This is a genomic window from Burkholderia sp. Bp9004 (assembly GCF_003858025.1).
GTDB classification, from domain to species: Bacteria; Pseudomonadota; Gammaproteobacteria; order Burkholderiales; family Burkholderiaceae; genus Burkholderia; species Burkholderia diffusa.
Genome location: NZ_QTQD01000080.1, coordinates 1 through 1,151 on the forward strand (window position 1 = coordinate 1; position 1,151 = coordinate 1,151).

1 pseudogene is annotated in these 1,151 nt (G+C 61.2%); it reads left to right on the plus strand.

Going from position 1 to position 1,151, the window contains the following annotated elements:
- Positions 1 to 114: 114 nt before the first annotated feature.
- Positions 115 to 1,151, plus strand: a pseudogene (locus tag DIE08_RS35230) (hypothetical protein); the annotation flags it as partial.

Genomic DNA, 1,151 nt, shown 5'->3' on the forward strand with positions numbered 1-1,151 from the left:
ATTGCGCACGCTTGTGCCTGGAGAATTTCATGTACGTCCACATGCTGAGAGCCTGCTGCTAGTCATTCCTTCACTAGAGGCAGTAGTTGTAGGTGCTCAGTTCCTGGAGCACCGATGGCAAGCCAAGCACCTGAAGCGTCCGCATCTTCCGCACGTCCCGTCACAGTCGCTCCGCTCAACCAAATCCAACTGGGTGACGTGGCGCTGACCATCGATGCATTTGGCCAATGGCTGGGCGCAATCACCGACGGAGCAGTGACCCTGGATCGCCTGCGCACCGTTGCAGGCAATCTGCCAGCGGTCCGTAACATCCTCAATCTGGCAGACCTGCTAGGCGATATCGTCACCCTCACCACACGCGAGGACCGTGATACCTCGGACTGGGCGATCGCAAGCATCAATCTGATCGGTCTGATGCCGGCCCCGGCCACCGCTCCCGCCCGCATGACGCTGCGGCCTGCACTTTTTCTCGCGCGACAGGAACTGACTGGCGAAAAATCCCTGGTCAGCGAGGCCCTGCTCAACACGTTGACGGTCAATCTGAATAGCAGCATTCGGGGCGAGTTGGACGACTTTGTACAGCAGACCCAACAAAGGCTACCCGGTTTACTGGATGAAGCCGCGACCTTTGGCGAAAGCCTCATACTGGACCTCGCCAGCGGTCTGGAGACCCTGACTCAGGCGAACAACGTTGTCGGTACAGCGCCCGGCAAAAGCGAATCAGGGAAGTCGTGGCGCGACCCCTCCGACTTGTTTTCCAACCTCTATGACGCGGCGCTTCAGTTTCAGCGCGATGCCGCAACCACAAGCCAGAGCGCACCGGCACAAAGCCCTTCAACAGAAACGCGCCCCAAGATCGCCGCAAACGCCCAGCTACTGCGCCAGTTCGCCGCGCTCGTGGCCAGCCAGGTACGCGCGCAGGCCAATCCGTCGACGCAAGGTAGTGTCGGGTGGATCGTCGCCGGATTGCATCGGTCGCTCGAAGCGCGAGGGCCGAGCCGTTACCTGGCCGCCAATGTCAAGACCGATACGACGAGCCGGGCTGGATCGCTCCATCCCGGCGAATCCCTTGAGGCACGCGTCAAAGAACGCCCGGCCGACCAAGACGCCAACGTGTGCAAGATCGGAGCGCCGTCAGGCACCGGCAGCAG